Raw genomic sequence first — 26,929 nt, forward strand, 5'->3', positions numbered from 1 at the left:
GGATATGCTGCACATTGAGCCGTACCGCGATGCTGACCGCCTGCAAACGGCGGCGCTGATCTACGCCGCGTTCTGCGACAAGTTTCAGCGCGCGCGCCGTCTGAGCGCCCGCCTTCAGTGGCGTTTGTTCTATCGGCTATGGAGTTGGAAGCAAGGCGGTAGCCGGGAGCGCAGCTTTGTGGTGAAGCAGGATGAACAGGTGGTGGCGGCCTTTGCCCTCAATGCGGCCGCTGGCGAGAACAGCGCCGGGCGGTGTCCGCGCACCTTGCCGATTTGGCGGCTGTGCCGCCGCTATGGCTGGCTGAACGTTTGGCGCATGTATCTGCAAATGGCGGTGTTGCGGCACACCCCGGCGGCCGATGAACTGTATCTCTCTTACCTGGCGGTGGCCGAGAGTCAGCGTGGCAAAGGGGTGGGCAAGCGGCTGCTGCAGTGGATGAACGACTACGCTGCCGGGCAAGGCGCGGGCCGACGCCTGAGCCTGCACGTCAGCCGGCGCAACGTGGATGCGCTGCGCCTGTATCGGCGCTGCGGTTTTCAGGTGCGGCGAGAAGAGCATTACGCTGCGTTGGGATGGCTGTTCGGCCAGGCCTACTGGGTGTTGATGGAGAGACGCTGCGGGGAGGCGACGTGCGCAAAATAGGATTGTGCAGCGTGGCGCTGCTCCTGCTGGCGCTCGGCTGGGTCATTTACGTCAACGACTTTCGTTTTGTCACTGAACCGGTCACGGTGACCGCCGGCGGCAACCGGCTGACCGGCACGCTGGTGTTGCCGCAGCATGCGCCGGTCAAGCCCGGCGTCGTGGTGTTCGTACACGGTGATGGGCCGGCTAACGCCAGCCGCGACGAAGGCTATTACGGCATTTGGGAGGCGATGGCGCAGCAGGGCTACGCGGTTTTATCCTTCGATAAGCCGGGCGTTGGCGGCTCCGGCGGCAACTGGCTGCATCAGACCATGGCGGATCGCGCGCGGGAAACCGCCGATATCATCGACTGGGCCCGGCGGGACGGGCGCTTCGATGCGCGCTGCGTGGGGCTGTGGGGCACCAGCCAGGCGGGGTGGGTGATGCCGGCGGTGGCGCGTTTGCGCCCCGACATCGCCTTCACGCTGGCGCTGGCGCCGGCGATCAACTGGCTGCGGCAAGGGCGTTATAACACCCGGGCGGCGATGGCGGCGGCAGGGGATGATGAAGCGCTGATCCAGGCGCGCGAGGCGCATTGGCGCCACATTCAGACGCTGCTCGAACAGCCGGACGGCTACGCGCAGTACCGCCGCGAGTATGGCGCCGCCGCTGCATTGAGCGCCGACCGCTGGCGCTTTATCCGCGCTAACATGGCCAGCGACGCGACGGCGGAATTGCGGCATTTCACCACGCCGGTGCACCTGATCCTGGGCGGGCGCGACGTCAACGTGGACGCGGACGAAACCGAGCGCGTGTATCGGCAAACGATCCCGGCCTCGCTGCTGACGGTGACGCGCATCGACGAGGCCGATCATGTGATGATCAAACCGCTGTTCGCCCGCCATCCATGGCTGATCAACGTGGTTGGCCTGTTTGCGCCGCGCTCGGTGCAATACGACGCCTACCGACAGGACGTGGCGGCCTTTCTGGCCGCTCAGCCCTGCGGGCGCTAACCGCCGGGGACCGAGGGCGGCGCCTGTTCTTCGTGCAGCTGCGGCGCGCGGGAGATCTGCATCGCCTGCTGCGGCATGCCGATGCCGGCCCGATCGAAATGGATTTTCACCAGCCGATCGAGGGCGTATTGCACCACCCACTGTTTCAGCGCCTGCGTGCGCACCGTTACGCGGGTGGTGAACGAGCGGTCGCCCAGCGCCACCACGCCGTTGAAGACCGGCTCGCCAATCAGGAAATGCTTCACCTGTTCATCCTGCTTCAGCGCCGCGACGGCCTGATGCAGCACCTCATTGACCCGATCGATGTCCTCGTCGCGGCTGACGGTGTAGTTGGCGCGGTATACCCCGAATTCGCGCGCATAGTTGGCCAGCGTGGTGATCGAGGAGTACGGCACGATGTGGTAGACGCCGTAGTCGTCGCGCAGGCCGATCGAGCGGATGGTCATGCGCTCCACGGTGCCGGTGATGCCGCTGACGGTGACATATTCGCCGGTGTTCATGCCGTTTTCGAACTGGATGAACACGCCGGTGATCACGTCTTTCACCAGCGTCTGGGCACCGAAGCTGATGGCCAGCCCCAGCGCGCCGGCGCCCGCCAGCAGCGGCGCGATGTTCAGCCCGACCTGCGACAGCACGATCATCACGGTAATGGTGCTGATAACGATGGCCAGCACGTTGCGAAACAGCGTCAGCAGCGTGCGTTCGCGCGCGCTCGGCCGCACGCCGTTGCTCAGTTCCAGCGCCAGGCGGTGCTCGATGATGCTGGCCATCAGCGTCCAGCTGAAGACGGCGATCAGCAGGATCAGCAGGATATGCACCAGCCCGCCGAGCGTTCGCTGGCCATTTTCGCTGCCCGCCCACTGGTACAGGTTGATCAGGTGCCAGGCATCGAGTAGGAACAGCGTCACTGCCAGCACCACCATCACCCGCAGTATCTTCAGCCCGTTGGGGATGTAGGAGTTGATGCGCCGCTCGAGCATCGGATAGCGCAGATTAACGTCGGTCGGCAGCGAAATGCGGCGGAAAATCCAGCGGGTCAGCATGCCGGACAGCAGAGCGCCGACGCCGACCACCAGCAGGCTTTTCACCGTGGCGCTCATCATAAAGCGCAGGCTGTTGCCGATGTCGAACTGGGACAGCACGAACAACACCAGAAAATAGGCGATCGCCAGCAGATGCCAGATATGCCCCAGGCCGCGCAGGATCGCGCTGAAAAACGCCATCGACCGTTCGGCCAGCAGGTTGATCTGTTGCTGTATCGGCTTGCGGTTGTGCAGGATCAGCCAGATGGCGTACAGCGTCAGCGCCAGCATCACCACCAGGTTGACGGCGGCGGCGGCCGGGTAGCTGATCTGCACCGCCACCACCGGCACCACCACCATCAGGCCGTAGCCGATCAGGCCGCTGAGCCAGGCGAGGCGCGTGTTCCAGTAGCGCGCGCTCTGGTCGCTGAAGGGGAAGGGGCGCAGGTAGTCGAAATTGGGGGCGAAAATCAGCCGCAGCACCGCTTTGAAAAATTCAATCACCGCGAAGGCGCTGAGAAACAGGGTCTGCAGCCGCAGAATGGTGGCGCTGTCGGCGTGGACGTGGCGGGCGAACAGGTTGCCCGCCGCCAGCGCCAGCAGCAGCACCAGCAGATCGACGGCGAAAGCGCCGAGAATGGCGGCGGGGCGCTTATACCACGGGCCGCGCTGTAGCCGCGCGTTGTGCCCCCAGCTGCCCATGCGTTTGTACAGCGGCGCGATCAGCCGCCGGATCAGGTGGAACAGCGCAAAGGTGACCGCCACCGTCAGCAGAAAGTAACCCAGCGCGCGGAAAAAGCCGGCGGGATTGAAAACGCGCTTCGGGCCGGAGTCGATCAGCTTTTGCAGCGCGCCGAGCTTCTGGTTAAAGGTGCCGATGCCTTCCTGCGCCAGCGAGTTCAGGCTGTCGCTCAGCGTGGCCGGCGTTGATTCCTCCGGCGTTGTTGGGGCGGTGGCGGGGGCGTCGCCGGCGGCCTGTTTCAGGTGGTTGATGAGTGCCGCGCGCGCTTTGTCGTCTTGCAGCAGATCGGCCAGCGCGGCGTAGGCGGCCTTCTGCTGCTCGCTCTTGTCGGCGGGCGCGGGCGGCGCGTTTTGCGCCAGCGCCGGTGGCGCGAAGACGTTCAGGGTCAGCAACAGCAGCAGGAAAAGCAGGTGTTCTCGCAGATGAGAACCTCGTCGGGAGTCTGCGTTTGGCGGCATTGTTCCTCTCTTAGCGTTCTGTGATCGGCGGATGTCAGAGCAATACGATGAAAAACAATGAATATAGTAGGAAAGGTGGCGCGATGTGGCGTGGGAACGCGTGCGGAATGAAAGCGGCGGGCGCGTGGCGCGCCCGCCGTGAAACCGCCAGGATCAGGATACGTGCTGCAGGAACTCCTGCAGACGCGGGCTTGGCGGATGGTTGATCAGGTCGTGCGGGTTGCCGTCTTCGGCAATCCGGCCCTTATCGATAAAGATCAGGCGCGACGCCACTTTTTCGGCAAAGCCGACTTCGTGGGTGACGATGACCATCGTCATGCCTTCCTCGGCCAGATCCTGCATCACCTTCAGCACTTCGTGGCGCAATTCCGGATCGAGCGCGGAGGTCGGCTCGTCGAACAGCATCATTTTCGGCTTCACCGCCAGCGCGCGCGCAATCGCCACGCGCTGCTGCTGCCCGCCCGACAGTTCGGACGGATAGTGGTGGGCACGCTCCGCCAGACCAACCTTGGCCAGCAGCTCGCGCGCCAGCTTTTCCGCATCGGACTTCTTCGCGCCGCGCACGCGGATCGGGCCGAAGGCGACGTTTTCCAGCGCCGTCAGGTGCGGGAACAGGTAGAACTGCTGGAACACCATGCCGGCTTCCTGGCGGATCAACCGATCGTCCACTTTCGGATCGTTGGCTTTCAGGCCGTCGACGATCAGATCGCCGCTGGTGACCTCTTCCAGCTTGTTGATGCAGCGCAGCAGGGTGGATTTGCCGGAGCCGGACGGCCCGATGATCACCACCACTTCGCCTTTGTCGATCTTCAAATCGATGTTATGCAGCACCTGGGTTTGGCCAAAATGCTTGGAGACGTTTTTAAATTCAATCACAGGATTTTCATCCTTCTTTCCAGACGACGCAGCACGAAGCTCAGCACCAGGGTAATAATCAGATAGATAACCGCCACGGCGCTCCAGATTTCCAGCGCGCGGAAGTTACCGGCAATAATTTCCTGACCCTGACGGGTCAGCTCCGCCACGCCGATCACGATGAACAGCGAGGTGTCTTTGATGCTGATGATCCACTGGTTGCCCAGCGGCGGCAGCATGCGGCGCAGCGCCAGCGGCATAATGACGTAGCGGATGGTTTCGCGGCGCGACAGGCCGAGCGCCAGGCCGGCCTCGCGGAAACCGTTATGAATCGACAGCACCGCGCCGCGGGTGATTTCCGCAATGTAGGCGCCGGAGTTGATCATGATGGTCACCACCGCCGCGGTGAACGGATCGATGCGCAAATCGGTGAACGCCATCGGCAGGGCGAAGTAGATGAACATCACCTGCACCACGATCGGCGTGCCGCGGATCACTTCGATAAACACCAACGCGATGTGGTTGGCGATCCAACCGCCGTAGGTGCGGGCAAAGCCGGCGACGAGGCCGATGATCAGGCCGCCAATCAGACCGAGGACCGAAATCCACAGGGTCATTTTGGCGCCCTCTAACAAGATAGGAATGGCGGGCCAGATGGCGCTCCAGTCGAACTGCATGATATTTCTCCCGGTGATCCCGAACGTGGGTATCAGATACAACGAAGCGCAGGGGGTAAGCGCCCCCTGTGCTTAAGTTAATAGCTTGCCAAATTCACAGCTTACTTAGGTTCGGTGCCGAACCACTTCTTGTAGATCTCGTTATAGGTGCCGTTCTCACGCAGGGTCTTCAGCGCGCCGTTCACCTTCTCGCGCAGCTCGTCGCTGCCTTTAGGGAAGGCGATGCCATACTGCTGTGCTTCCAGCGAATCGCCCACGGTTTTGAACTTGCCGGCGCCGGCCGTCTTGATGAAGTACAGGATGTTTGGCGTGTCGTGCAGCACCGCATCGGCGCGCTTGGTGCCCAGCTCCATGTAGGCGTTGTCAATGTTAGGGAACTGACGCAGATCCTTGGTTTTGATGTGCTGCTTGGCGTAATCCACCGAGCCGGTGCCGCTCTTCACCGCCACCACTTTGCCGTTCAGATCGTCGATGCTTTTCACGCTGTTGTTGTCGGCGTTGACCATCACCAGCAGGCCGCTCTTGTAGTAGCCGTCGGAGAAGTCGATGGCTTTTTTGCGCTCATCGGTGATGGTGATGCCGGCCAGCGCCAGGTCGACGTTTTTGGTCTGCAGCGCCGGAATGATGCCGCCGAAGTCCATCGGTTTCAGGGTGTAGTCCAGCTTCAGCTCTTTGGCGACGGCGGCCCACAGGTCGATGTCGAAGCCGACGTATTTGTCGCCTTGTTTGAACTCAAAAGGAACGAAAGCGGTGTCGGTGGCGACCACCAGTTTGTCTGCTGCGTAGGAACTTACGGCAAAGGCCAGAGAGAGTGCGGCCAGGGAGACTTTAAAAATCGACTTCATGAGAGGAATTCCTGTACAGGTTGCGGATTACCCATTTTTTATATTGCAGTTGGTGCCATGAAAAAATCGTGCCATGTTTTCAACTACTATAAAAACAAAGAGTTAGTGCGTGATGTTGTGCCGGAAAGGCGAATTGTTATGGTTGTGCACCAAGGTGAGGCACCAAAATGGTGCGTAAGAATTATCTTGGTGCACGGGGCTATCATTAACCAAACTTTGGCTGTGAAACAACCGTTCTTTAACGTTTTTGCTTCAATATTGATAACTAACTCTAACTTTCATGATGCACTGACGGTGCAAGCGGAGCCGCGAGCGGCGAAAAGGGGGGGGGCAGATAATGCTAGCGCAACTGGCTGTCTTTGCTGCCGCGCCGGTTATACAGGCTGGCGGCCGCGTGTTTTTTGTCTTGTTCGGTCTGGCAGGCGAGGCAAAAACGCACGCCGGTTAACGCCTTGCGGCGCGCCTCGGGGATCGGTTCTCCGCATTCCTGGCAATAGCGCTCGCTCTCGCCGTGCCCGAGCGCTTCACGCGCGCGCTGCACCGCATCGTCGACGGTGGAATCAATCTGATCTTGTACGGCGCCGTCCGCCGCCCAGCCGCTGGCCATCATTACCTCCTGACAAAGGAACCTTATCGTTTAATATGGGCCGTTTTTTGTACAATGCAACGGCCGCGCAAAAGAAAACAGGCCGGGCGAAGCCCAGCCTGTTCTGCCCGGAACGACGGGCGCTCTGCAACTTTTTAGCGTTATTCGATGTTGGATTCGATGAACCACAGGAACTTGTCCAGATCGCGCGAGGCGGCGGTGAACATGTCGGCGGTATCTTCGTCTTCCACTTCGGTAATGGCTTTACGGATGTCATTCGCGACCGCGCCGTAGCGATCGGCCAGCGCTTTCAGGTGCTCCTGCACGCTGTGGATATTGGTCGGATAGCTTTTCAGCGGCGTCCGATCGTTAACCACCTGTACGGTGCCCAGTGCCACGCCGCCCAGTTGCACCACGCGTTCGGCGAAGGTGTCCTGATGCTCGATGATGGCGGTGCGGAAGCCGTCCAGCATTTCATGAACCGCGATGAAGTTTGCGCCGCGCATGTTCCAGTGCGCCTGCTTGGTGATCAACGAAAGATCGATGAATTGCACGACCTGATGGTTCAGCGCCTTGATGGCGGCCAGTTTGACTTTTTCGTCCAGATCGTTACGGGTATACAGCAGATCAGAAGATTTCGTTTTCACCAGTTTAGCGGTACTCATATCAGATATCCTCTTGATTAGTCGTTGTCCTATTTCGTTACGGGATCAATTATAGCAGGGGTATTTATTTTTGCCGCACGAAAATGGCTATTGCACAAATAGGAATGGCCGAATGGCACTATTTTTATTTGTTTTTTGTTTTTATGTAACTTTATGAAAGTTATTGTTATTTCAATTTAAGGTATTATTTATGTCAGTGAAGATTTACCCCTGTTATTTTATTTTCTGCCGGCATGCGGGTTCGGCTAAATATCTGCTTTGTTATCGTGGTGTTAATTTCAAGCCTATTCAGATTGATAGCCGTAATTGATGCGGATAAAGTAAGGGAATTAACCCCGGACTTTATTGGCGAATGATGAAAATTAACGTCGTCGGCACCAGCGGCAGCGGTAAAAGCACCCTGGCGCGTCAACTGGCGGAACGGCTTGACGTTCCCTATATCGAGATGGACAGGCTCTATTGGCGGCCCGAATGGCAGGGGACGCCCGATGAGGCGTTCCTGGCGCGGCTTGAGCAGACGCTGGCCGAAGCGGGAGGAGGTTGGGTGCTGGACGGCAACTACAGCCGCACGCAGGCGATCAAGTGGCGCGAGGTCGATTATATCCTGTGGCTGGACTACGGCTTCTGCCGCACGCTGTGGCAGGCCGTGCGCCGCGCGTGCCAGCGCGCGGCCAGCAAACGCGAGCTGTGGCCGGGCACCGGCAATCGGGAAAGTTTCCGCCGTTCTTTCTTCAGCCGCGAGTCGATCGTGCTGTGGACGATCCGCACTTACTCGAAGAACCGGCGAAAATACCTGGCGGAGATGGCCCGTACCGATGCAGGGCGCCGTTTCAAGCGCTTGCGCTCTCCCCGCCAGGCCGCCGATTTTCTACGGACGCTGCCGCAGGTTCACAGCAGCAGGCGGTGATGGATCCTCACCACCGCTTTCTTGATGTGCTGCGGCCGCTGCCACAGGCAGCCGGTTTTGTGCGCTTCCATCTGGAAAAAGATCGCGAACATGCCGTGCGTCATGTGCAGCGTTTGCGGGTGGCGTTTGATGTCCAGCAGCAGAAGGTCGCTATTTTCCGCGTGGGGATGTTCGCGGTGCCAGTCGCCCGCCAGGCCGTATTCGATGCGTTCTTCGCCGCTGATCAGCAGATGCAGCGCGATGTACTCCTGATGCATTTCGGCGCGCTTTTCCGCCGCCGGCACGGTGGTCAGCGTCATCACGTCCATAAAGATGTTGTCGCCGTCGATCGGGTGATGGCCCAGCGCCAGTTCGGGCAGGTCGCATCGGCGTAACTCGGTCAGGGTTGAAACCAGCGCCGGCGCGAGTCCGCGGCCGAAGCGGGGGTTGAACAGGCTGTTGTGAATCACTGTTATTCTCCATGTGAGCGAAAGTCCAAAGAGCCTGCGATACAGGCTAAGGGGAAGTATGCCGATTTGTCACGAGGAAAACAGTTAACCCGCCTGCATTCCGACGTTGCGGTCGGCAGGCGAGTCAGGCGATCAGGAAAGGCTTTCGAGGCGCGGCTTGGGGCGAATGGTCAGGGCGGAGCCCATGGAGGCGGCGATAATCGCCGCCAGCGCCAGCCATTGCACGCCGCTCAGGTGTTCGCCGAGGAACAGCATGCCGGACAGCGCCGCCATCGCCGGTTCGAGGCTCATTAAGGTGCCGAAGGTGCGCGCCGGAATTTTGGGCAGCGCGATGATCTCCAGCGAATATGGCAGCGCGGTGGAGAGGATCGCCACCGCCAGCGCCACCGGCAGAATATCGAGATTGAACAGCACGCTGCCGGTTTGCCAGGCGCCGATCGGGCAGAACACCAGCGCGGCGATCAAGGAGCCGAGCGCCACCGTACCGGGGCCGTGATCGCCGCCGGCCTTCTGGCCGAAGATGATATAGACCGCCCAGCAGGCACCGGCGCCGAGCGCACAGGCGGCACCGAACGGATCGATCCCGCCCACGCCGTGGCCGAGCGGCAACAGGAACCACAACCCGGCGATCGCCAGCGCCACCCAAAGAAAGTCGATCGGCCGGCGCGACGAGAACATGGCCACCGCCAACGGGCCGGTAAACTCCAGCGCCACGGCGATGCCGAGCGGCACGGTGCGCAGCGACAGGTAGAACAGGTAGTTCATCGCGCCGAGCGACAGGCCGTAAATCAGCAGTGGCAAGCGGCTGCCGGCGACGATGCGCATACGCCACGGGCGGAAGATAATGAACAGAATCAGGGTGCCGATGAAAAGGCGCAGCGTCGTAATGCCTTCGGCGCCCACGATCGGGAACAGGCTTTTGGCCAACGAGGCGCCGCTCTGGATAGACACCATGGCGATGATTAACAGACAGATGGGCAGCAGCGCGGAGGGCGCTCTGCCGGAAGTAGATAACGACATCCTTAACGAGCCTTTTTTGCGCCGTTCCTCAGCCTTGAGAAAACGGTCGAAACGGGGATGCGAGCAGTGTAAATGAAATGGCGAAAATCTGTCTGAGAAAAGCGCGCATCGCGGTGAAATCCGCCGATCCTCGGATGAGATGTGGCGGATTTGGTCAAAAAGTGCGCTTTTTCTTAAGAATTATCTGGATATTAAATTGGTGATTTTTGTCACAGAAAGCCGTAGAATACGGCCGAAAATAGAGCGAAAAGAAGCAGATACACTGTTCTTGAAATCTTCTGTTACACGATATAAAGCTTTAGACACTCATTTCAAGGCAGAGTTTCACGCTAATTTTTGTTATATTTTCAAAGCATGAACAAATGGATGTACTTAATAATAAAACGCGTTTGAGGTGGTTATGAAAAAAATTGCATGTCTTTCCGCAGTAGCAGCTTGCGTATTAGCAGTTAGCGCAGGTACCGCATTCGCTGGTCAGAGCACCGTATCCGCTGGCTATGCGCAGGGTGATCTCCAAGGCGTTGCTAACAAGGCCGACGGTTTCAACCTGAAATACCGTTACGAGTTCGACAACAACCCACTGGGTGTGATCGGCTCCTTCACCCACCTGGAAAAAAATCGTTCTGAAAACGGTTTCTACAAGAAATCTCAGTACGATTCCATCACCGCAGGTCCAGCTTACCGCTTCAACGACTGGGCGAGCATCTACGGTGTGATCGGTGTTGGCTACGGCAAAAACATCGACAACGCCCAGGCTGGTGGTAACAAAGGTGGCAACAGCGACTACGGCTTCACCTACGGTGCCGGTCTGCAGTTCAACCCAATCGAAAACGTTGCCCTGGACGTTGGCTACGAGCAGAGCCGCATCCGCAGCGTGGACGTTGGCAGCTGGAACGTTGGCGTAGGCTACCGCTTCTAAGATTTCTTCATGCCTGCGGGCGTGAATGCGCGGCACTGGTTGCCGCGCGGATAAAAAATCCGCCTTCGGGCGGATTTTTTTTATCTGTCATTGGCCGCCGCGCCCCGTCGGCTGCGTCGAAAAGCGCGCGCTGCGGGCATCGCGCTCATAGCCTTGCGGTTCGGTCAGTAAACCGTACAGCTCGGGGCGGCGTCCGTAAATCCAGCGGCGGCCGGTGCTGAGCGGGATCAGCGTCAGATCGAGATCGGCGCTGACCATCCGGTCTTCCGCCGCCCAGGTCTCCGCCACGATGCGGCCGTAGGGATCGAGGATCATCGCATTGCCGGTGCGTACCTCATCGTCATCGCGGCCCACGCCGTTGCTGAACAGCAAAAACAGCCCGTTGTCGTGAGCGCGCGAGGGCAGCCAGCGCATCAGCCAGCCGCGGCCGTGTTCGCCGCGAAAGGCGGCTTCTATCGCCTGCGGATCTTCCGCCCGCCGCTGCCACAGCGCCTGTGGGATCGGCTTCATGCCGTGCGGGCTGCGCGAATGGGTGCCGCCGGTCTGGTGCGGGGCCATCAACACCTCCGCGCCCAGCAGCGCCGTTGCGCGCACATTCTCCACCAGATTATTGTCCCAGCAGATCAATACGCCCACGCGCACGCCCCAGGGGGTGTCGAATACGGTATAGCGATCGCCGCTGGCGATAGCCGGGTGTTCGAAGGCGTGCAGTTTACGGTGCACATGCAGCGCGCCGTCCGGCAGGCATACGGCGTAGGCGTTGTAGCAACGGCCGTCGTCGCCCAGCTCGATCAGCCCGACGCCGACCGCCATGTTGTATCGCTCCGCCAGCGGGCGAATGCGCGCCAGCGAAGGGCTGGCGGCGATCGGTTCCGCCAGCGCCCGCACTTCGACGTCGGACAGATGGCGCACGTGCCAATAGCCGGTGATGCACATTTCCGGGAAGGCCAGCAGCTGTACCTGCTGCTCGGCCGCCTGAGCGATAAAGTGCTCAATGATCGACAGGTTGTAATTCTTATCGTTGGCGCGATGCTGGAACTGCACCGTGGCGGCGCGCAATGAGATGGTCATGGTGTCTCTCCGGTTAGGGTCTGCGTTGATTACAGCAGGTAGATTGATTACTGTATAATCAATTAAATTCCCTATTTGATAACCTGATGGAATGGACATAAAACAACTGCGCGCCCTGGTGGCGCTGGCCGAGCAGGGCAACTATCGACAGGCGGCGAGCCGGCTGTGCATCAGCCAGCCGGCGCTGAGCAAGCAGATTCAGGCGCTGGAAACCCAGCTCGGCGTTCGATTGTTTGAGCGTGGCCGACAGGGCGCGGTGCTCACCGCCGGCGGGCAGCGGCTCTACCCGGAGGCGCAGGCGCTGGTGGAACAGTACCAGCAGTTTCAGCGGCGCGCCCGGCGGGTGGCGCTCGGGGAAGCGGGGCGGCTGGCGCTGGGATTTGGCCTCTCCAGCTTTCATCTGGCGCCGCAGCTGGTGGCGGCTTTTCGCCAACGGTTTCCCGAGGTGGCGATCGGCCTGGAGGACATCCCGTCGGAGCGGCAGTATCAGTTGCTGTTACAGGGGGAGTTGCAAGCGGGGTTCGTGCGTTTGCCGGTCAATACGCCGCTGTGCGGCGTGGCAATGCTGAGTGACCGGTTGGTGCTGGCCGCGCCGGGCGCGCTGGCGCTGCGCGCCGACGATCTGATGGCGCGTTTCAATCAGCTGCCGCTGTTGCAGTTGACTCCGAAGCGCGGGCGCGGGCTGAGCGATCAGTCGCTGCGGTTTATCGCCGCTCACCGCTTGACGCCTAACGTGGTGCAGCAGGCCGGCGATATTCAGACGCTGTTGGCGCTGGTCGCCGCCGGCGTCGGCGTTGCGCTGCTGCCGCACAGCATCACGCATATCGCGCCGGCCGGCATCGATATTTTACCGCTGGGCGGCGAGGAAACGGAGTGGCAGGTCGGTATCGCCTGGGACCCGCAGCGCGCCGACGCGCTGCGGGACAACTTTGTTCAGACGGCGTTGGCGATGCAACGCGGTTAGGTTTTAGAGCGGGCAATGCATCACGACGATCGGGCTTTGGTGATACTCGCTGCGGCGGCTTTCGCTAAAGCCGACTTTTTTCGCCAGCGCCAGCGAAGCCTGGTTTTCCGGCGAGATGATGCAGACGGTTTTCTCCCCCGGCAGGTGCGTTTTACCCCAGGCCAGCGCCGCCCGCAGTGCCTCGGTGGCGTAGCCTTTGCCGTGCGCCGAACTCACCAGCGTCCAGCCCATTTCCGGCGCGTCGAGCGCCGGGGTGATATCGCGCAGGCCGTCGAAGAAGCCGATGCTGCCGAGGTACTCGCCGCTCTGTTTGTCACGCACCGCCCAATTTCCATACCCCAACAGCGCCCAGTGGCCGGCGTAGCGCATCAGGCGCCCCCAGGAGTCTTCCCGATCGCGCGGCGTGCCGCCGATATAGCGTACCACCAGCGGATCGGCCCACAATGCGGCCAGCGATTCGAAGTCGTCCAGCCTGTGCGCGTCCAGCCGCAGGCGTTCGGTGACAAGCGTTGGCGCGGTGTTGATTACGGTCATGTTGCTGCTCCTGCACAGGGTGAAAGGCGATGAAAAACAACGGCGTTCAGTATGCCAGAGAAATCACACCGCCAGCCACAACAGCCAGGTGAACAGAAAGCCGCTCAGGCCGAGCAGGGTGGTCAGCACCGTCCAGGTTTTCAGGCCGTCGGCCACCGACAGCCCCAGATAGCGCGTGACGATCCAAAAACCGGAGTCGTTGACGTGGGAAAGCCCCAGCCCGCCGAAACAGGTCGCCAGCGTCACCAGCACCAGCTGCAGCTGATTCAAGCCGCTGACCGCCTCCGACAACAGGCCGCCGGTGGTCAGGATCGCCACGGTGGCGGATCCCTGCGAAGCGCGCAGCGCCAGCGAAATGATAAAGGCGGCGGGCACCAGCGGCAGGCCGATGGCCGTCAGCACCTCCGCCAGCGCCTTGCCGACGCCGGATTCCACCAGCACCTTGCCGAACACGCCGCCCGCGCCGGTCACCAGGATCACCACCGCGGCGGTCGGCAGCGCAGCGCCCATCACATCGCTGGCGTGTTGCAGGCTCCAGCCGCGGCGCAGCGCCAGGAAGTAGAAGGCCAGCAGCAGGGCGATCATCAGCGCCACCGCCGGCGAGCCCAGCAGCGACAGCGTATCGCGCAGCGCCGAGCCGGCAGGCAACAGCGTGGCGGAGACGGTGCCGAGCATGATGATGGCGATCGGGATGACGATCAGCGCTGCCACCAGCCCGGCGCCGGGCGGGTTGATGCGATCGCTGAGCGGCGCTTGCCCTTCCGGACGCGGTTCCGGCGCCGCCAGCTGCAGCTGTTCCAGCACCTCTATCGATAACGGATAGGTTTTGCGGTTGAGGTAGTTGGCGGCGAAATAGCCGATCGCGCCGACCGGAATACAGATCGCGAGGCCGATGATAGTCAGCCAACCGATGTCGGCGTTGAGCAAACCGGCGGCGGCCACCGGGCCGGGGTGCGGCGGCAGCGCGACGTGAACCGTCAACATCACGCCGGCCATCGGCAGGCCGAACTTCAGCGGCGACACTTTGGCGACCTTGGCGAAGCCGTAGATAATCGGCGCCAGAATGATAAAGCCGACGTCGAAGAACACCGGAATGCCGAGGATAAACGCGGCGAGGGTCAGCGCGGCGACGGTGCGTTTCGGCCCCAGCCCCTGGCTGAAGCGCTGCGCCAGCGACTCGGCGCCGCCCGAGTGTTCGATCATGCGGCCAAGCATCGCCCCCAGGCCGATGATGATGGTCACCGAGCCGAGCACGCCGCCCATCCCGGCGGTCATCACTTTCATCACTTCACCGGTCGGAATGCCGCTGGCCAACGCCACCAGCAGACTGACCACCAACAGCGCGACAAAGGGTTGCACCTTCGCCTTGATGACCATCAATAACAGCAGCACCACGCCGAGAACGGCAATCAGCAACAGCAGAGAGGTAGACATGAAAAAAGCCTTTCGTTGGGTAAGCGTTGGGCACCGCGATCGCCGCGTGGCGATACGGGTGCGTTTCATTGTTATAAAATCGATTTCCTGGTGTCGGCGGCGGCGTTAGCGGTAAGGTTTCAGCCAGCCGAGCCCGGCGGCGGTGTCGCCGCGCGGCCGGTATTCGCAACCTACCCAGCCCTGATAACCGAGCGCATCCAGCCTGTCGAACAGCCACGGGTAATTCAGTTCGCCGTCATCCGGCTCATGGCGATCCGGCACCGAGGCTATCTGGATATGTGCGTAGCGCCCGGCCAGTGTTTCCAGCAGCCCGCTGATATTGCCGTCCACTAACTGCGCGTGGAAAAAGTCGAACTGAATGAACACGTTCGGTCTCTCGATAGCCGCCACCGCCTCCGCCGCATGATGTTGACTGGCGAACAGGTAGTCGGGCTTGACCGGTGGGCTGAGCGCTTCGATCAGCACCTTGACGCCGTGCGGGGCGAAGGCGTCGGCGGCATAGCGCGCATTGGCGATAAAGGTGTCGAGATAACGCTGCCGGTCCGCGCCCGCGGGCACCACGCCGGCCATCAGGTGCACGCAGGGGCAGGCGAGGGCGATGGCGTAGGCCAGCGCGCGATCGATATCGGCGCGCGCATCCTGCTCGCGGCCCGGCAGCGCCGCCAGCCCCCATTCGCCGGCGGCGACATCGCCGGGCGCGGTGTTGAACAGCACCTGTTGCAGGCCGTGTTCGCGCAGTTTTTCCGCCAACAGCTCGGCGGGATGCTCGTAAGGAAACAGGAACTCCACCGCGTTGAAGCCTTGTTCGGCAGCGGCGGCGAAGCGCTCGAGGAACGGCACTTCGTTAAACATCATCGATAAATTGGCGGCAAATTTAGGCATGGGTCAGCTCCGTAATTCGGCAATTTCATCATCGGTCAAATAGCGGATCGGACGATCGCCGAGGGTGAAGATCAGCCGCGCCGCATCTTCCATCTCTTCGGTATTGTCCGCCGCCGCTCGCAGGTCTTTACCCGTCACCACCGGCCCGTGGTTGGCCAGCAAAAAGGCGCGGTGGGTGGGCGCCAGGCGGGCCAGATCCTGCGCCAGCCTTTCGTCGCCGGGGCGATAGTAGGGCACCACCGGCACCTTGCCGACGCGCATCACCACATAGGGGGTGAACGGTTTGATGGCGTTGTCGACGTCCAGCTCCTGCAGGCAAGAGAGCGCCGTGAGGTAGGTGCAATGCAGGTGCACCACCGCTTTGCATTCCGGGTTGTTCAGATACAGCGCGCGGTGAAAGCTGATCTCTTTCGACGGCTTGTCGCCGGACAGCCAGTCGCCGTTCAGGCTCACTTTAGACAGGCGATCGGCCTGCAGCTCGCCGAGACAGGAGCCGGTCGGCGTCGCCAGCAGCGCGCCGTCCGGCAGCAACAGCGAGAGGTTGCCGGCTGAGCCGGTGGCGTAACCGCGTTGGAAAAACGAGGCGCCCAGGCGCACCATCTCTTCTCGTGCCTGCTGTTCGATGGTCGTGGTCATACTGGAAACTCCGTTTGCGCGCGCGCGAAGAAGGCTTCATCGCCAAAATTGCCTGATTTCAATGCCAGGGAAATGGCCCGATCGCTGGCGCGCACCCAGGGAACGCCGGGGGAAATGCTGGGGCCGATATGGAAGCCGCGAATGCCCAGCGCCTGCGTGACCACGCCGGAGGTTTCGCCGCCGGCGACGATAAAGCGGCTGAATCCCAACTGGCGCAGTTGCACTACCAGCTCGGCGAACAACGCCTCCACCGCCTCGCTGGCGGCGCTACCGTACTGCCGTTGCGTTTGCTGCAGCGCTTCCGGCGCTGCGGTGGCGTAGATCAGCGGGGCAAGCGCCTCCCCGGCGTGACGCTGCGCCCAATGCGCCAGCTCGGCGGCGTAGGCGGCGCGCGCCTGCGGATCGAGACAGCGGCCGATATCGATGGCCTGCGCCGCCGCGCGTTCGCGGTAGTGCGCCACCTGCCGGTTAGTCATGACGGAGCAAGAACCGGACAGCACCGCCGCTTTCTCGCCCTGCGGCGCGCCGGCCGCCTCTGCCGAACGCTCGCCGTTCTGCGCCCACTGCCGCGCCAGGCCGATCGCCAGGCCCGAACCGCCGGTCACCAGCTTCATCGTTTTCAACGCTTCGCCCTGGCTGAGCAGATGCCGTTCGTTGAGCGTATCCAGCACCGCGTAGCGCACGCCTTCCTGCGCCAATTGCCGCAGTTTCTCGCTGACCGCCCCGGCGCCGCGATCCATTTCCGCCGCCGTCACCAGCCCGCAGCGCCCGGTGGCCTGGGATTCCATCAGGCGCAGCAGGTTGCTGTCGGTCATCGGCGTGACCGGGTGATGACGCATGCCGGATTCGGACAGCAACTGTTCCCCGACGAACAGGTGGCCCTGATAGACCGTGCGGCCGTTTATCGGCAACGCCGGAGATACCACAGTGAAACTTTCCCCCAGCGCGGCGAGCAGGGCGTCGGTCACCGGGCCGATATTGCCCTGCGCGGTGCTGTCGAAAGTGGAGCAGTATTTGAAGTAGAACTGGCGGCAGCCCTGTTTTTGCAGCCAGGCCAGCGCCTGCAACGACAGTTCGACCGCCTGCTCTGCCGGGCAGGAGCGCGATTTCAGGCTGATGACCGCCGCCTGCGCGCTGACCGGCGTTTCGTCTTGCGGCACGCCGTTCAACTGCACCGTCGGCAGGCCGTTTTGCACCAGAAAACTGGCGATATCGGTCGCGCCGGTAAAATCATCCGCGATTACGCCGAGCAGCATCAGATTGCCTCCTTTTTCTGCGGCAAATCGATGCCGGCAAAGATTTTGATTACCGCACTGTCGTCTTCTTTACCGTAACCGGCGTTGCTGGCGGCGGTAAACATGGTGAAGGCGGTGGAGGCCAGCGGCAGCGGGAAGTGCAGCGCCTTGGCGGTATCGGCCACCAGCCCCAGATCCTTGACGAAGATATCCACCGCAGATTTGGGCGCATAGTCGCCGTCGACCACGTGGCGCATGCGGTTTTCGAACATCCAGGAGTTGCCGGCGGCGTGGGTGACCACGTCGTACATCACGTCCAGCGGGATGCCGGCGCGGGCGGCCAGCGCCATGGCTTCCGCTCCGGCGGCGATGTGCACCCCGGCCAACAGCTGGTGGATGATTTTAACCGTCGCGCCCAGGCCGATCGCCTCGCCGATGCGGTAAACCTTGCCGGCGATGGCGTCCAGCACGGGTTGCAGGCGCTCGAAGGTGGCGTCGGCGCCGGCGGCCATCACCGTCATCTGGCCTTCCTCCGCCTTGGCCGCTCCGCCGGAAACCGGCGCATCCAGCATCGGCAGCCCGTAGTCCAGCAGCCGTTGCTCGATCTGTTTGGCGTCATCGGCGGAAATGGTCGAAGAGACCATCACCGCGGTGCCCGGCTTGAGCTTTGGCGCCAGGCCTTGTTCGCCGAACAGGATCTGCTTCACCTGGGCGGCGTTCACCACCAGCAGCAGCACGGCGTCCAGTTCGGCGGCGAAATCGCGCGCGCTGGTAGACGCGTGTTTTGCGCCTGCCTGTTGCAGCGCCGCCAGCGCCTGCGGATTCAGGTCCGCCCCGTAGGTGGTCAATCCGGCGCGGAGGCACGAGCGCGCCGCGCCCATGCCCATCGCGCCCAGCCCAATGACGCAGACGGCATAATTCCCTGGGTGTGTCATACTGCACTCCTGTTAATTTTAGTGATAATTTGTTTTGTTGTGTTAAATGTAAGCGCTTGACGGCCGTTTATCCGCGATCGATATCACAATAATTAACAATGTGTGAGACGAATTCTTCGTACGGTTTCTGGCCTGTATCAACATTATTGTTATGTTTTTAAATAAGTTTATGTTTTTCTGGCGTCACTGCGCGCGCCGTCACGCCGCGAAAAATTAGGGCTATCGGCGAACGAAAATTGACGTAAAATCACAATTATTATCACCGCAGCAACGAGAGGGAACCGTGATACCTGTAGAACGCCATCAACAAATTCTTGCGCTGGTATCCGAACGCGGCGTCGTCAGCATTGCCGAGCTGACCGAACGGCTGGGGGTGTCGCATATGACGATCCGCCGCGATTTGCAAAAGCTGGAGGAACAGGGCGCGGTGCAGTCGGTCTCGGGCGGCGTGCAGGCACCCGAGCGGGTGGCGAGCGAACCTTCGCACCAGGCCAAAGAGGGGATGTTCAGCCGGCAGAAAATCGCCATCGGCCGGCTGGCGGCGCGGCAAATTCCCGCCAATAGCTGTATTTATCTGGATGCCGGCACCACCACGCTGGCGCTGGCGAAGCAGATCGATGAGCGTGACGATTTGACGGTGGTGACCAACGACTTTGTCATCGCCGGCTTTCTGATCGAACACAGCCAATGCAGAATCATCCACACCGGCGGCACCGTGTGCCGGGAAAACCGCTCCTGCGTCGGCGAAGCGGCGGCGCAGGCGCTGCGCGGTCTGTTTATCGATCTGGCGTTTATCTCCGCCTCTTCGTGGAGCATGCGCGGTCTGTCGACGCCGAACGAAGACAAGGTGATGGTAAAGAAGGCCATCGTCGAGGCCAGCCGCCGCTGCATTCTGCTCAGCGACACCTCGAAATACGGCAAGATCGCGACCTACCTGGCGCTGCCGATCGCCGCCTTTGACGCCGTCATTACCGACGAGGGGCTACCCGCCGCCGCGCGGGAGGCAATCGAGCAAGCTGGGCTTGCGTTGCTGACGGCAGGGGAAGAAGAGTAAGAACGAACCGGAGTCAGGATGAAAGTTCGGTATCGATGCCACGTGCGGGCGGTTCACTTGCTTCAACGCCGCCGCGTTCACGCCATTCGCGGCGCCTTTGTTCCGCCCATTCTTCGTGGAAAGCTTGCATCTCTTTTTGGTGCCGTTCCTTCATGCTCATAGGGGTTGGGTGGGATTCTGCCGTTAACAGGCGGGATTTCGATGACATATAATCCGTCCTCAATAAGCTCCTGGTTGTACAAATAATGTACGCGATGCGCGTGTTTTTTCAAGAGCGAGTCATAAATTCTGGCTAATGCCGGCCTGAGCGGTACGCTGAAAACCAATCTCGCTTGGTATTGCGCAACAAAGGTGACGATCGCCAGACCAATGCCATTAATGAAGAGTTGTTCTCGTTCATATCGGCTGTACGCCATCCTGGTATAGGTATCAAATAAGGATCTGGCTACTTCGGCGCGGACTTCCAATGCTTTTACATCATACAGTTCCATGGCATACGCATTGTCCAATATTTCCGAGGTGGGATAAGCCCCAATAAGCCATTGACGCATCCTTAACGTCGCTTTTTTAAAATCAAGGTAATACGCAGCAGCAGCGCCTGCATTTTTATAAACCGTTATTCGGTATCTATACTCTGTGGCCGGTCGCGCATTGATCTCCCTCACATCAATCTCCATGATGAAATCCTTTTTACTATTATTTTTCCTATAGTTATCCCCTTTGTGACGAACCGATTATTAACTGCGGCGGAGAAGATCCTCCAGCCGCCGATGGAGCTTATGCGCAGCGCCGCGCAAAACTAAATGCCGCTGAACCAGTTGTAGCCCTGATCTTCCCAATAGCCGCCCGGATTGACGTCGCTGACGAAGATGGCGGCGATATGTTTGGCGTTTTTGAACCCCAGCTTGGTGGGCACCCGCAGCCGCAGCGGGTAGCCATAGTCCGCCGGCAGCGCCTTGCCGCCGAAATCCAGCGCCAGAATGGTCTGCGGATGCAGCGCGGTGGCCATGTCGAGGCTGGAGTAGTAGCGATCGGCGCATTTGAAGCCGACGTAACCGGCATTCAGGTCCGCCCCGACATGCTGCAGAAAGGTGCGCAGCGGCACGCCGCCCCATTGGCCGATGGCGCTCCAGCCCTCAATGCAGATCAGACGCGTGATCTGGCTTTGCTGCGGCAGCCGCTGCAGCTGTTCCAGCGTCCAGGGCGCTTTTTTTTCCACTTTCCCCGCGACCTCTAGCCGGTAGCCGGCTAGATCGATCTCGGGGACGTTGTATTCCGGGTAAAACGCGTTGAAGGGGAAAGGCTGGGTAATCTGATCGGGCCGGTAAGTTTGCGCCAGCCGCTGGCCGCTGAACAGCCAGGCCTGCACCCGGTCGTTCCAGCGCGACATGGCCCACAGCACCTTATCCACCCGATCGCCGTCTTGCAGGTTGCAACCGGTGAGCATGGCGATGCCGCCCAGCGTCAGGCCGGAGCGCAGCATCAGGCGGCGCTGCAGATTGACCAGCTGCTTTTTTTGGTCCGGTTCCAGTTTTGGCGCGGTTGCCCGCGGCTTTTTCTCATTCATGTTTGCCACCCGTTATCATCGCCCACAGCGTTTTGGGCACGACGATCACCATAAAGACGTGGATCGCCACGAACAGGCCAATGCCGACCATGGCGAAGAAATGCACGTAGCGCGCGAAATCGAAGCCGCCAAACAGGGCGACCAATCCCTGCAGCTGAACCGGCTTCCAAATCGCCAGGCCGGACAGCACCAGCAATAGGCCCAGCGCCAGCACGCCGAGATACATCAGCTTTTGAATGGCGTTGTAGTGGCCATGCCGGTGGCGCAGGCGCAGCGTCAACGCCAGCCAGATATCCTGCCGCAGCGCGCCGACGCGAAGCGGCAACAGATCGCGGCGAAAATGGCCGCTGAACAGGCTCCACAGCAGATAGCAGGCGGCGTTGAGCGCCATTAGCCACATCACCGCCAAATGCCAACCAATCGCGCCGCCCAGCCAACCGCCCAGCGTCATCTGCGGCGGAAAGCGGAAATCGAACAGCGGCGAGGCGTTATAGATCTCCCAGCCGCTCATAAACATGCACACCATGGCGAACAGGTTGATCCAATGAGTGATTCGAACCGGCCAGCGATGCAGCGGCCGCGACGCGTTGGTTTTCATGGCTTTCTCCGGTTACATCGGCGGTACGGTGCCGTCTTTGCCGGCGGATATGCGGGTGGCGACGCGCTCGCCCTTATCGTTGACGGCGGAGAACAGCACGATGTGCACGCCCGGCTTCAGCAGGCTCAGATCGCCCGGATCCAGCGTCACGATTGGCACGTCTTCCGGCACGACGACGGTTTTCTGCTGGTTGCCGTAGGTGACGGTCAGGGTGCGGCCGTTGGATTTCACCAGTTTGCCGACGGTGCCGTTGGTCATGGTGTCCACTTTGCCGTCGGCGGATTCCCAGGCCGAGTGCCCTTCGCCGGTGCCGCGCAGGCTGGCGGCGAACACGTGCACCTCCAGCGCTTTGAGCGTGCCGTCCGGCTGCGGCACGGCGGCGGTGCCGATAAAGCTGTCCGGTTTGATGTCGTCCAGCGTGGCCTTGGACACGCTGAGCACTTTGGTCTGATCGTTCAGCTTGACGCTGAGCGTCTCACCCTTGCGATCGGTCAGCTGCAGATTGCCGTCGGCCACCTGGCTGATGGTGCCGCGCAGCGGCGCGATAACCTTGCCCGGCGTTTGGGCGGCGGCGGCCAGGCCGCTGGACAGCAGCAAAGTGGACAACAGTAAACCGGCTATACGATGACGGGTAATCATAACGTTCTCCTGAAATGAGTTTGCCGGGTAAGCATGGTTGAGCCATTGGGTCAGCGCCATGGCCGTTTGATGACATTAATGTCATCAAGTTTGTCCGCTGAAGCTGCTAGTATTTTTGCAGACGTAACGAGGTGGCGAGCATGCGAATACTGGTAGTTGAAGACGATATCGGCACAGGGGATTACCTGAAGAAAGGGCTGAGCGAGGCGGGGTACGGCGTCGATTTGGCGCGCACCGGCACCGACGGGTTGTTTCGCGCGTTGGAGCAGGATTACGATGCGATCGTGCTCGACGTGATGCTGCCGGGGCTGGACGGTTGGCAGATCATCGAGGTGCTGCGCAAGAAAAGCGACGTGCCGATTCTGTTTCTCACCGCTCGCGACGGCGTGCAGGATCGCATCCACGGTCTGGAGCTGGGCGCGGACGATTATCTGATTAAACCGTTTTCGTTCACCGAACTGGTGCTGCGTTTACGCACCTTGCTGCGCCGTGGGCCGGCGCGCGAAGCCGATCATTATGCCATCGCCGATCTGCAGCTGGACGTGCTGCGCCGCCGGGCGGTGCGTCAGGAACAGGTGATCCCGTTGACCAACAAGGAGTTCATGCTGCTGCACCTGCTGGTGCGGCGCGAGGGCGAAGTGCTGTCGCGCACGCAGATCGCCTCTCAGGTGTGGGACATGAATTTTGACAGCGATACCAATGTGGTTGACGTGGCGATCAAACGCCTGCGCGCCAAAATAGACCGGCCGTTCGACGTCAAGCTGATCCACAGCGTGCGCGGCATCGGCTATGTCTGCGAGCCGCGCTCGTGAACGGGCGCACTTCACGTCGGCCGGTATCGCTGACGCTGCGCACCGCCACGCTGTTCGCGCTGGTGGCCGCTTTGGTGGTGAGCGGGACGGGCGGGTATCTGTACAGCGCCATGCGCCAGGAAATGACGCTGCGCAGCGATCTGCAGGTGACCGGGCGCGTAGAGTATTTCCGCCATTTGCTGGGACAGCGCTTTCCTTTGGCGCGCCTGACCGCCAATAACGGCCTGTTTGAAAACATGCTGGGCAATGAACAGGACGTGCTGATTTTCCAAATTCCGGGGCAAAAACCGCTCATCAACGTGAACCCGGCCGGGGTGGCATTGCCGCCGATCGCGCCGACGCCGGCCGGCCAGGCGCAGACGTTGGCCGCCGTGCGCGGCGGGGAAACGGCGCAGGGGGTGCCGCTGCGCGCGGCGTCGGCGATGGTGCGCCTGGAAGACGGCAGCCTGTTGCAGATCTCCGCCGCGCACGTGATGGTCAACGAACAGAAGATGCTGGCGCGTTACCTGTGGCGCATCGTCGCGGCGGTGGCGGTGGCTTTCCTGCTGATTGCGCTGCTGGGGTATGGGGTTATGCGCCGGGGATTGAAGCCGTTATGGCGCATGGCGGCGCAGGCGTCGCAGATTGCGCCCAATACGCTGTCGACGCGCCTCAGCGAGCAGGGAGCGCCGAAGGAGTTGCAGCAGTTGACCCGTTCGTTCAATGCGATGCTCGATCGGTTGAATGAAGGCTATCAGCGCCTGACGCAGTTTTCCGCCGATCTGGCCCATGAGATCCGCACCCCGATAGGGGCGCTGATGGGCCAGTGCCAGGTGGCGCTTTACCAGCCCCGCAGCGTGGAGGAGTACGAAACCCTGCTGTCGAACAATATGGATGAGCTGGAGCGCATTTCCCGCATGGTGGAAAACATCCTGTTCCTGGCGCGCGCCGGGGAGGCGCAGTCTGCGCTGAACTACGGCCGTCTGGATGTGGCGCTGGAACTGCGGCGGGTGGCGGATTACTTCGAAGGGCTGGCGGAAGAACGCGGCATCGCGCTGAGCTGCGAAGGGGAAGGCGAGTTGAAGGCGGACGCGATGTTGTTCCAGCGGGCGCTGAGCAACCTGGTGGCCAACGCGGTGCGCTATGCCGATGAAAACAGCCTGATCGCGTTGCGGGCTGAACGGCGCGCCGATGCCTGGTGGGTGCAGGTTATCAATCAGGGGCCGCCGATCGCGCCGGCACAGCTGGAAAAACTGTTCGATCGTTTCTACCGCGCCGATCCCGCGCGCAGCGCCGGCAATCATGCCAGTGGGCTGGGGCTGTCTATCGTGCGCGCCATCATGACGCTGCACGGCGGTGAGGTGCGCGCGCAGTGTTCCGCTGGCCAGGATGCTGCTTGCTTGACCTTTAGCCTGATATTCCCTTCATCAGTTCAATGAACTGCGCGAATGTTTTCGCCTGTTGCGAATAATGCGACAGGCGTCATTCGTAAGCTTTTCCTTTCATTATTATTTCCCCAGCGCCTTGGCTGAACCTAAATTTTAACATTTGCGTCGCGGCAAGCGTGTTAATTCATCAGGCTAATGCGTATGCTGGCTATATGTGATTGCACTCAACATTCACGTGTTATTATTTTTTTATTAAAATTTAGTTCTGCGACCATTTTTTGAGATGATTTTCCTTAAAGTTTGTAATTTGCGATATAAAAAACTAACTTTGTGGTTTTTGTCACGTCAATATATCAATGGGCGTGGTGATTGGTTAACCTTTGGTTATGGTTTGCAAGAAAAATCCTATATAACGGTGGTGAGGTGAAAAAGCGTATTTCGTGGCGTTGATTGCGTGGTTTTTCTTGCCTGCATTTGGATGTTTTTGCGAATTAACCCGATTTAATATTTCATTAACATTTGACGCCAAACTATAAATTATCGCTATAGTGAAAACATGTGAATAAAATGAAATATAGATTTAATGACCATATTCTCTTTGACGCAGACACCAGAACCCTTAGCCCAACTGATTTTTCTGACGATCCCATATCCATATCCAGTCCTTCCAAGCGGTTGTTGCTGCTGCTGATTGCCCACCATGGCGAGGCCGTGGGGCGTGAATTGATATTCAAGAAGGTCTGGGACGATTACGGCATGGTTTCCAGCAATAATAATCTTAATCAGTGCGTCAGCAAATTACGCCGGGTGATTAAAAATCTGGGCGTCGAAGAAGAGGTTATTGTCACTGTCCCTAAAGTGGGTTTTATGCTGCGTGATGAGATTACCATCGAGTCTTATGAGGAAGCGGAAGATAGACACGATGCAGAACCCGCCGCCTCTTTGCCGGAGCCTGCGCCCGAAGCGGCGATAAACCCGCCATCCGCAACCGTCATCAACCGGGCCACCTCTTTTTTCGGTGATTCCCGCCGCGGCTGGCTGATGATCTGTGCATTGGTCCTGGGGGGGATCCTCATGGCCATTGCTGTCACCGCCTATTTCAGCGGCTCGGAGGCCCGGCAGGAGAGCTACCTGGGAAAGTCCGGCAATTGTAAGGTTTTCATGTCCTTGCCTGCCGCCTCAGCGTCGGTCAACGCCAGCCTGAATCGGGACATTCTGGCTTACGCCGCTCACCAAACGGGGGAATGCAGCGGCGATGAGTTTTTGCTGGTGGTGCGCAGCAATCAGGTCAGGGCTTACATTTCCGGCATTTCCCGCTTATTCCTGCTGCGCTGCAAGATTTTGCGTGAACATAAAATGGAGATCTGTTCCGGTTTGGAAAGCGACAATGCCGAGTTTATTAATTGACCATCGATAGCCGTCGGCCCAACGCGATTGAAAGGACGGTGGATATGACAAAAATATTACAGCATTGAAATTGAACGTTTGATTTTCATTTGGCGGGGTGCCGTGTGGCGTTTATCGAGAGGTATTTCCCTTTCTCTACCGCTTTCTACCTCATTATGGTGATTATGTATGGTTAAAGCCGATCTCGGTGATGCGCTGCTATTTTTTGAACCCAGCTATTTAGTGAGAACAGGAATGGAAGCATTTCTCGTTACCCGATCAAGTGACAGGTATTTTATCGATACCTTGAGCGAGCTGGAGGGAGCATTGAAAGGGGGGAAGCCGCGCGCGCTTATTATGGAGTTATATCATCAGAACGAATATTTGTATGATGTATTGCGGTTCGTTCTGACGGCAAAAAATGTCTGGCCGGAAATTCCCTTGGTGATTTTCACCGCGGTAGAACATCCCGGTATATTAGCGCTGTTAGCGACGGATGCGCGCATAGCTATAGTGGCAAAGGAGGAGCCTTTGCATTGCCTGCGTGATGCCATTGCGGCTGCGGGGGAGTTCTCCGGCTATCGTTCCCCGCATATTCGCGCCCGGTTGGCCCATTCGCCTGTCGCATTATCTGACGGTGAATGGCGAGTTTTGGCCATGATGGCTGCCGGCGCATCTCCACGAAGCATTGCCAACCTGACCCGGCGAAGTTACAAAACCATCAGCTCCCATAAACTGAATATTATGCGAAAACTGAGCCTCAATCAGGCCGGTTTTATGCGGCTTATTCTTACCCTGAGAACCCGCTATCCTTCCTGAAATGTGGCAAGAGTCACCTCTTCTCTGCAGCAGTCGATCTTCATTGGCTGCTGCTCTCCTGAGTTAATCCAATCAATCTTCTCTCCGCAACGAATGACGCGGGCTGAAATTCTGTACGGACATGGCAAGGATAAACAGGGCTGCTTTGTGGTTAAACAACAACCGCTTTGATGGGGTTAAACCACAATATGATTGTGCTTTCATCAAAGGCTTAAT

At 60.0% G+C, this 26,929-nt stretch carries 29 protein-coding genes; 10 read left to right on the forward strand and 19 right to left on the reverse strand.

All coding sequences use genetic code 11. From position 1 onward, the window contains the following. The first annotated feature begins 4 nt into the window (after positions 1-4). Both ACJ8IN_RS08060 and ACJ8IN_RS08065 read left to right on the forward strand, forming a co-directional pair. The gene (locus tag ACJ8IN_RS08060) at positions 5-643 is read left to right on the forward strand and encodes a GNAT family N-acetyltransferase (protein WP_308325546.1); all 639 of its coding nucleotides are present in this window, start codon (positions 5-7) and stop codon (positions 641-643) included. After that, the gene (locus tag ACJ8IN_RS08065) at positions 631-1,635 is read left to right on the forward strand and encodes an alpha/beta hydrolase family protein (protein WP_033653401.1); all 1,005 of its coding nucleotides are present in this window, start codon (positions 631-633) and stop codon (positions 1,633-1,635) included. Before ACJ8IN_RS08060 ends, ACJ8IN_RS08065 begins: the two co-directional genes overlap by 13 nt. On the opposite strand, the gene ybiO is transcribed toward ACJ8IN_RS08065, so the two are convergent. The 6 genes from ybiO to dps form a co-directional block, all read right to left on the reverse strand. Next, the gene (gene ybiO, locus ACJ8IN_RS08070) at positions 1,632-3,857 is read right to left on the reverse strand and encodes a mechanosensitive channel protein (RefSeq protein WP_308325547.1); all 2,226 of its coding nucleotides are present in this window, start codon (positions 3,855-3,857) and stop codon (positions 1,632-1,634) included. The genes ACJ8IN_RS08065 and ybiO overlap by 4 nt on opposite strands. A gap of 153 nt (positions 3,858-4,010) precedes the next feature. Further along, on the reverse strand, positions 4,011-4,733 hold the full coding sequence (glnQ, locus tag ACJ8IN_RS08075; protein WP_004939230.1) for a glutamine ABC transporter ATP-binding protein GlnQ: 723 nt from the start codon (positions 4,731-4,733) through the stop codon (positions 4,011-4,013). Further along, positions 4,730-5,389, reverse strand: coding sequence for a glutamine ABC transporter permease GlnP (gene glnP / locus ACJ8IN_RS08080; RefSeq protein ID WP_004939229.1), 660 nt, complete (start codon positions 5,387-5,389; stop codon positions 4,730-4,732). Before glnP ends, glnQ begins: the two co-directional genes overlap by 4 nt. Before the next feature lie 101 nt (positions 5,390-5,490). Continuing rightward, the gene (gene glnH, locus ACJ8IN_RS08085; protein ID WP_308325548.1) at positions 5,491-6,234 is read right to left on the reverse strand and encodes a glutamine ABC transporter substrate-binding protein GlnH; all 744 of its coding nucleotides are present in this window, start codon (positions 6,232-6,234) and stop codon (positions 5,491-5,493) included. A gap of 340 nt (positions 6,235-6,574) precedes the next feature. Further along, a complete protein-coding gene (locus tag ACJ8IN_RS08090) occupies positions 6,575-6,841 on the reverse strand; it encodes a DksA/TraR family C4-type zinc finger protein (RefSeq protein ID WP_033637659.1) in 267 nt (88 codons plus the stop codon). A gap of 140 nt (positions 6,842-6,981) precedes the next feature. Beyond that, positions 6,982-7,485: a DNA starvation/stationary phase protection protein Dps gene (gene dps, locus ACJ8IN_RS08095; RefSeq protein ID WP_004939215.1), complete on the reverse strand. Its 504-nt coding sequence runs from the start codon at positions 7,483-7,485 to the stop codon at positions 6,982-6,984. A 355-nt stretch (positions 7,486-7,840) separates the two neighbouring features. Between dps and ACJ8IN_RS08100 the strand changes: the two genes are divergently transcribed. After that, positions 7,841-8,392 (forward strand): AAA family ATPase, encoded by a 552-nt coding sequence (locus tag ACJ8IN_RS08100; RefSeq protein ID WP_041037929.1) that lies wholly within the window; start codon positions 7,841-7,843, stop codon positions 8,390-8,392. Here ACJ8IN_RS08100 and ACJ8IN_RS08105 read toward each other — a convergent pair. Next, complete coding sequence (locus ACJ8IN_RS08105) at positions 8,374-8,841, reverse strand: YhcH/YjgK/YiaL family protein (RefSeq protein WP_033646871.1); 468 nt, start codon at positions 8,839-8,841, stop codon at positions 8,374-8,376. The genes ACJ8IN_RS08100 and ACJ8IN_RS08105 overlap by 19 nt on opposite strands. A gap of 132 nt (positions 8,842-8,973) precedes the next feature. Beyond that, positions 8,974-9,861, reverse strand: coding sequence for a threonine/homoserine exporter RhtA (gene rhtA / locus ACJ8IN_RS08110; protein ID WP_004939202.1), 888 nt, complete (start codon positions 9,859-9,861; stop codon positions 8,974-8,976). Positions 9,862-10,261: 400 nt separating this feature from the next. Between rhtA and ompX the strand changes: the two genes are divergently transcribed. Continuing rightward, positions 10,262-10,780 carry an outer membrane protein OmpX gene (gene ompX, locus ACJ8IN_RS08115; protein ID WP_033637662.1) on the forward strand — a complete coding sequence of 173 codons (519 nt, stop codon included), beginning with the start codon at positions 10,262-10,264 and terminating at the stop codon, positions 10,778-10,780. 87 nt (positions 10,781-10,867) lie between these two features. On the opposite strand, the gene ACJ8IN_RS08120 is transcribed toward ompX, so the two are convergent. Further along, a complete protein-coding gene (locus ACJ8IN_RS08120; protein WP_308325549.1) occupies positions 10,868-11,851 on the reverse strand; it encodes a nitrilase family protein in 984 nt (327 codons plus the stop codon). Positions 11,852-11,942: 91 nt separating this feature from the next. Between ACJ8IN_RS08120 and ACJ8IN_RS08125 the strand changes: the two genes are divergently transcribed. After that, positions 11,943-12,815, forward strand: coding sequence for a LysR family transcriptional regulator (locus ACJ8IN_RS08125; RefSeq protein ID WP_060421448.1), 873 nt, complete (start codon positions 11,943-11,945; stop codon positions 12,813-12,815). 3 nt (positions 12,816-12,818) lie between these two features. Here the strand turns inward: ACJ8IN_RS08125 and ACJ8IN_RS08130 are convergent, their stop codons facing one another. From ACJ8IN_RS08130 to ltnD, 6 genes are all read right to left on the reverse strand, one after another. After that, positions 12,819-13,349, reverse strand: coding sequence for a GNAT family N-acetyltransferase (locus ACJ8IN_RS08130; RefSeq protein WP_033637665.1), 531 nt, complete (start codon positions 13,347-13,349; stop codon positions 12,819-12,821). 63 nt (positions 13,350-13,412) lie between these two features. Next, positions 13,413-14,783 (reverse strand): GntP family transporter, encoded by a 1,371-nt coding sequence (locus ACJ8IN_RS08135; RefSeq protein WP_033646865.1) that lies wholly within the window; start codon positions 14,781-14,783, stop codon positions 13,413-13,415. Between the two features lie 105 nt (positions 14,784-14,888). Further along, positions 14,889-15,665, reverse strand: coding sequence for a 2-oxo-tetronate isomerase (gene otnI / locus ACJ8IN_RS08140; protein WP_060425558.1), 777 nt, complete (start codon positions 15,663-15,665; stop codon positions 14,889-14,891). A 3-nt stretch (positions 15,666-15,668) separates the two neighbouring features. Beyond that, positions 15,669-16,301 carry a 3-oxo-tetronate 4-phosphate decarboxylase gene (gene otnC, locus ACJ8IN_RS08145; protein WP_193169048.1) on the reverse strand — a complete coding sequence of 211 codons (633 nt, stop codon included), beginning with the start codon at positions 16,299-16,301 and terminating at the stop codon, positions 15,669-15,671. Continuing rightward, positions 16,298-17,557, reverse strand: a complete 1,260-nt coding sequence (gene otnK, locus ACJ8IN_RS08150; RefSeq protein ID WP_080289896.1) for a 3-oxo-tetronate kinase — start codon at positions 17,555-17,557, stop codon at positions 16,298-16,300. The genes otnC and otnK overlap by 4 nt, the downstream gene beginning before the upstream one ends. Continuing rightward, on the reverse strand, positions 17,557-18,471 hold the full coding sequence (gene ltnD, locus ACJ8IN_RS08155) for an L-threonate dehydrogenase (RefSeq protein WP_033646860.1): 915 nt from the start codon (positions 18,469-18,471) through the stop codon (positions 17,557-17,559). The genes otnK and ltnD overlap by 1 nt, the downstream gene beginning before the upstream one ends. Before the next feature lie 283 nt (positions 18,472-18,754). Between ltnD and ygbI the strand changes: the two genes are divergently transcribed. Further along, a complete protein-coding gene (gene ygbI, locus ACJ8IN_RS08160) occupies positions 18,755-19,525 on the forward strand; it encodes a DNA-binding transcriptional repressor YgbI (RefSeq protein ID WP_033653394.1) in 771 nt (256 codons plus the stop codon). Positions 19,526-19,602: 77 nt separating this feature from the next. Here the strand turns inward: ygbI and ACJ8IN_RS08165 are convergent, their stop codons facing one another. The 4 genes from ACJ8IN_RS08165 to ACJ8IN_RS08180 all read right to left on the reverse strand — a co-directional run bounded on the left by ACJ8IN_RS08165 (position 19,603) and on the right by ACJ8IN_RS08180 (position 22,329). After that, a complete protein-coding gene (locus ACJ8IN_RS08165) occupies positions 19,603-20,202 on the reverse strand; it encodes a hypothetical protein (protein WP_060421454.1) in 600 nt (199 codons plus the stop codon). Positions 20,203-20,324: 122 nt separating this feature from the next. Continuing rightward, positions 20,325-21,092, reverse strand: a complete 768-nt coding sequence (locus ACJ8IN_RS08170; protein WP_033637672.1) for a molybdopterin-dependent oxidoreductase — start codon at positions 21,090-21,092, stop codon at positions 20,325-20,327. Beyond that, positions 21,085-21,690: a cytochrome b/b6 domain-containing protein gene (locus tag ACJ8IN_RS08175; RefSeq protein ID WP_308325552.1), complete on the reverse strand. Its 606-nt coding sequence runs from the start codon at positions 21,688-21,690 to the stop codon at positions 21,085-21,087. The genes ACJ8IN_RS08170 and ACJ8IN_RS08175 overlap by 8 nt, the downstream gene beginning before the upstream one ends. A gap of 12 nt (positions 21,691-21,702) precedes the next feature. Further along, positions 21,703-22,329: a hypothetical protein gene (locus ACJ8IN_RS08180; RefSeq protein WP_033653393.1), complete on the reverse strand. Its 627-nt coding sequence runs from the start codon at positions 22,327-22,329 to the stop codon at positions 21,703-21,705. A gap of 140 nt (positions 22,330-22,469) precedes the next feature. Here ACJ8IN_RS08180 and ACJ8IN_RS08185 point away from each other — a divergent pair, with 140 nt between their 5' ends. The 4 genes from ACJ8IN_RS08185 (at position 22,470) to ACJ8IN_RS08200 (ending at position 26,713) form a co-directional block, all read left to right on the forward strand. Next, a complete protein-coding gene (locus ACJ8IN_RS08185) occupies positions 22,470-23,141 on the forward strand; it encodes a heavy metal response regulator transcription factor (protein WP_033637675.1) in 672 nt (223 codons plus the stop codon). Further along, complete coding sequence (locus ACJ8IN_RS08190; RefSeq protein WP_060438940.1) at positions 23,138-24,559, forward strand: heavy metal sensor histidine kinase; 1,422 nt, start codon at positions 23,138-23,140, stop codon at positions 24,557-24,559. Before ACJ8IN_RS08185 ends, ACJ8IN_RS08190 begins: the two co-directional genes overlap by 4 nt. 516 nt (positions 24,560-25,075) lie before the next feature. After that, the gene (locus ACJ8IN_RS08195) at positions 25,076-25,915 is read left to right on the forward strand and encodes a winged helix-turn-helix domain-containing protein (protein WP_033646852.1); all 840 of its coding nucleotides are present in this window, start codon (positions 25,076-25,078) and stop codon (positions 25,913-25,915) included. A gap of 168 nt (positions 25,916-26,083) precedes the next feature. After that, a complete protein-coding gene (locus ACJ8IN_RS08200; RefSeq protein ID WP_041034132.1) occupies positions 26,084-26,713 on the forward strand; it encodes a helix-turn-helix transcriptional regulator in 630 nt (209 codons plus the stop codon). Positions 26,714-26,929 lie beyond the last annotated feature (216 nt).

It is taken from the genome of Serratia sp. CY31944, from assembly GCF_052169175.1.
In the GTDB taxonomy this organism is placed as follows: Bacteria; Pseudomonadota; Gammaproteobacteria; order Enterobacterales; family Enterobacteriaceae; genus Serratia; species Serratia sarumanii.